This window comes from Methylophilus sp., assembly GCF_035460085.1.
GTDB lineage: Bacteria > Pseudomonadota > Gammaproteobacteria > Burkholderiales > Methylophilaceae > Methylophilus.
Window position 1 is genome coordinate 1 of record NZ_DATHWZ010000004.1, and the last position, 3481, is coordinate 3481.

General features: G+C 52.6%; 4 protein-coding genes. All 4 read right to left on the reverse strand.

Translation table 11 applies throughout. The features are described from left to right. Positions 1–167: 167 nt before the first annotated feature. Genes cobU through VK958_RS00395 form a run of 4 tightly spaced genes read right to left on the reverse strand, consistent with a single transcriptional unit; the run spans position 168 to position 3464 of the window. Positions 168–692, reverse strand: coding sequence for a bifunctional adenosylcobinamide kinase/adenosylcobinamide-phosphate guanylyltransferase (cobU, locus tag VK958_RS00380; protein WP_325238279.1), 525 nt, complete (start codon positions 690–692; stop codon positions 168–170). Further along, positions 689–1495, reverse strand: a complete 807-nt coding sequence (locus VK958_RS00385) for a cobalamin-binding protein (RefSeq protein ID WP_325238280.1) — start codon at positions 1493–1495, stop codon at positions 689–691. Before VK958_RS00385 ends, cobU begins: the two co-directional genes overlap by 4 nt. Beyond that, complete coding sequence (bluB, locus tag VK958_RS00390) at positions 1492–2178, reverse strand: 5,6-dimethylbenzimidazole synthase (protein ID WP_325238281.1); 687 nt, start codon at positions 2176–2178, stop codon at positions 1492–1494. Before bluB ends, VK958_RS00385 begins: the two co-directional genes overlap by 4 nt. Then, complete coding sequence (locus tag VK958_RS00395; protein ID WP_325238282.1) at positions 2175–3464, reverse strand: cobyrinic acid a,c-diamide synthase CobB; 1290 nt, start codon at positions 3462–3464, stop codon at positions 2175–2177. Before VK958_RS00395 ends, bluB begins: the two co-directional genes overlap by 4 nt. Between the last annotated feature and the right edge of the window lie 17 nt (positions 3465–3481).

A 3481-nucleotide genomic window follows, 5' to 3' on the forward strand; every position in this document is an offset into this window, starting at 1 on the left:
GCCTGGAAAGGAAACTCGGTAAACGCAGACTCAATCGTCAGGCGATGATGCGTGACATTGAACTGGTTGGGTTTTAAAAATGGCACATGTGCCTGGGCCGTTAGCGATGCCATCAGGGTGATTGCACTGGCAATCAAAATCAGTTTTTTCATCAAGAATCTTTCTTTTTATTTAAGTTTTAAAGGGAGTCCGGCTGCAATAAAACTGACCTTGTCAGCCATTGCTGCGACGTGCTGATTCAAGCGACCCTGTTCATCCTGAAACTGGCGATTAATTTCCCCCAGCGGCACAATGCCCATGCCGACCTCGTTACTCACCAGGAAAACAGTGGCCTGTAATTGAGGCAACGCGGTCAGCAAGGCTTTCTTTTCTGCCTGCCAATCCAGGCGCTCGGGTTTATCGCAATCAGGGCAAATGCATTGCGCTAGCCACAGGGTCAGGCAATCGACAATCAGGCATGTTTCCGGCGCATCGTTATCCAGCAGTTTCTGGCCCAGGTTAAATGGCGCTTCTACTAACGCCCAGTATGGTGGGCGGCGTTCTTTGTGATGGGTGACGCGTTTGGCAAATTCGTCGTCATAAACCTGCGCGGTGGCGATGTAAATAACCGGTAATTCCAGTGCAGATGCCAACCGTTCTGCATAAGCGCTTTTGCCGCTGCGCGCACCGCCTAAAATCAAATGGCTGCTCATCGCACACTCTCCTGTTGCTGTTGCCAGCGTTGAATAATTGTTTGCAATTGCGCCAAACCCTCAGTAAACAGGGCTGGCCCGGGTTGCAAAATATCGACGGATTTAATTTCGTACAAATGGCCGTGCTGAACCGCTGGCAGGCTGTGCCAGCCTGCACGTGTTTTTACTTTTTCGGGCTGGAATTTCTTGCCGCACCAGGAGCCGATGATGATATCCGGTTGCGCCGCCAGCACTTGTTCAGCGGTGACCTGGCGGTCTTTTGCACTATGGAACTGGCTTAACTCCGGGAAACAATCCTGTCCACCCGCCGCTTCAATCAGCTCCGCCGCCCAGCGGATGCTGCACATCATGGGTTCATCCCATTCCTCAAAATAGATGCTTGGTTTGTGTGACCATCTGGAAGCTTGATGACGTGCAGCATCCAGTAATGCCCGGTACTGTGCAACCAGTACATGTGCTTTATCACTCGCGCCTACCAGGTCGCCCACGGTCAATATCATTTGCAGGGTTTCATCCAGGCTGCGCTGGTTAAATACGTGCACCTGGCAACCGGCTTTGATCAGCGAAGCTGCAATATCGGCCTGCAAGTTGGAGAAGCACAGCACCAAGTCAGGGTTTAGCGCCAGGATTTTGTCGATATTGGCGCTGGTAAAGCCACTGATTTTTGGCTTTTCTTTCCTGGCAATCGCCGGGCGCGTGGTAAAGCCGGAGATACCGACAATGCGGTCTTGCTCACCTAGCAGATACAGTACTTCTACCGTTTCTGTCGTCAGGCAGACAATGCGTTGCGGCCAGCGGCTCATGGTTGCCGTGCATCCTCGTTCTGGCTGGCTTGGCTCCAGCCATTTTCCATCAACATTTCTGATAACGGTTTTTCTGTGGTCCAGCCTTCTTCCACCAGCATGGGCGATTTATAAAAAGTATTCACATAACCCAGGCACAGAATGGCAACAGGTTTGGCACCTATTGGCATGCCCAGTAATTGCGCCAGTTGTTGCGGGTCAAACAGGCTGACCCAGCCCATGCCTATGCCTTCGGCACGTGCGGCCAGCCATAAGTTTTGAATGGCGCAGCTGACTGAAGCCAGGTCCATCTCCGGCAGCGTGCGGCGACCAAAAATATGTTTTTCACGCTGGTCGCACAAGGTCGCCACCAGTACTTCGCCACAGTCGAGAATGCCTTCTACCTTAAGCCGCATAAATTCAGCCATACGTGCCGTATTCTCAAGTTCTCCAATCGCCTGTGCGGTCTTTTTTCGTTCTTCATCGACCAGGGTATGAATACGTTTGCGCAAATCAACATCACTAATACGGATAAAGCGCCATGGCTGCATCAGTCCAACGCTGGGCGCATGGTGTGCCGCCTGCAATAGTCTTTGCAAAAGCTCGGGAGCGATAGGGGTAGGCAAAAAGTGCCGCATATCACGTCGCTCGGCAATCACTTTATAAATCGCCGCTTTATCGTTTTCAGGATAGGCAAAACTCATGGCAGGAAAAATTGCGCGGCCAACGCCGGATTGGACGGGAAATAAAAATGCAGGAAGCTGGCGGTGATGTTGTGGTGACGATAGACCGCTTCGCCTGCGCCGTATTTGCCTTTGCCTTGCGCAATTATCGGCAGGCTGGTTTCAAAGCGACCGTAATGGAAAGTGTGTGCGCCTATCGTTTCCGCAGCCTCGCCTGAATTTGAAGGAAACGTTGCGTGCTGTGTTCCCAGACCCTGCCGTTTGGCTTCTATCGTGCCATGACCCGTCAATAGGCCAAAAACGGCTTGCCCGTTGAGGCTTGCACCCGCTGCCAGCATGCCACCACATTCAGCCAGCACCGGCATGCCAGAAGCAACGGCTGCTTGCAGGCTTTCGCGCATGCCGTGATTGTGTTGCAGCGTGGCTAAATGTAGTTCAGGGTAACCGCCTGGCAGCCAGCAGGCATCTGTCGCTGGCAATTGCCTATCATTTAAAGGCGAGAAAAAAGTAATTGTTGCGCCCAGTGATTGCAGCAGATCAAGATTAGCCTGGTAGATAAAACAGAAGGCAGCATCTTTCGCCACTGCGATGGTTTTACCTTGCAACAATGGCTCACAGGCATTATTTTCTGGTGCATCAAAACGCACAGTCGGCGGCAGCGGGATTTCTTGACCTAATAATTGTGCGGCAGCTTCTATACGTTGATCAATATCGCTAATTTCTTGCGCCAGATGCAAACCCAGGTGGCGTTCCGGCAGGCTTAGCTGTGTATCGAATTTCATAGCGCCCAGCCAGGGGATTTCCGCAGGCAATTCTTCTCTGATCATTTTGGCATGTCCGTCACTGCCAACCTGGTTGGCAATCACGCCAGCGCGTTGCAGGCTGGGGCGGAATGCATATAAGCCATATGCTACCGCTGCAAATGTTTGCGCCATGGCCTTGGCGTTAACTACGAGGCCAACCGGGATGCCGAAGCGTTCAGCGATGTCGGCACATGATGGCTTGCCGTCATACAGCCCCATCACGCCTTCCAGCAATATCACATCATTTTCCTGCGCAGCCTTGTAAAGCAAACGTCGGGCATCGGCTTCGCCACACATGCCTAAATCGAGGTTGTAGACCGGATTGCCGGTGGCGACTTCCAGGATCATGCCGTCAATAAAATCCGGCCCGCATTTGAATGCCTGCACGCGCAGACCGCGATTGCGATATGCACGTGCCAGTGCGGCAGTGGTCATGGTCTTTCCCTGACCGGAAGCAGGCGCTGCGATAAGCATCGCATGGCAGGTTGCAACAGCGGGTTGCATTACAGGTCTATTCCAGC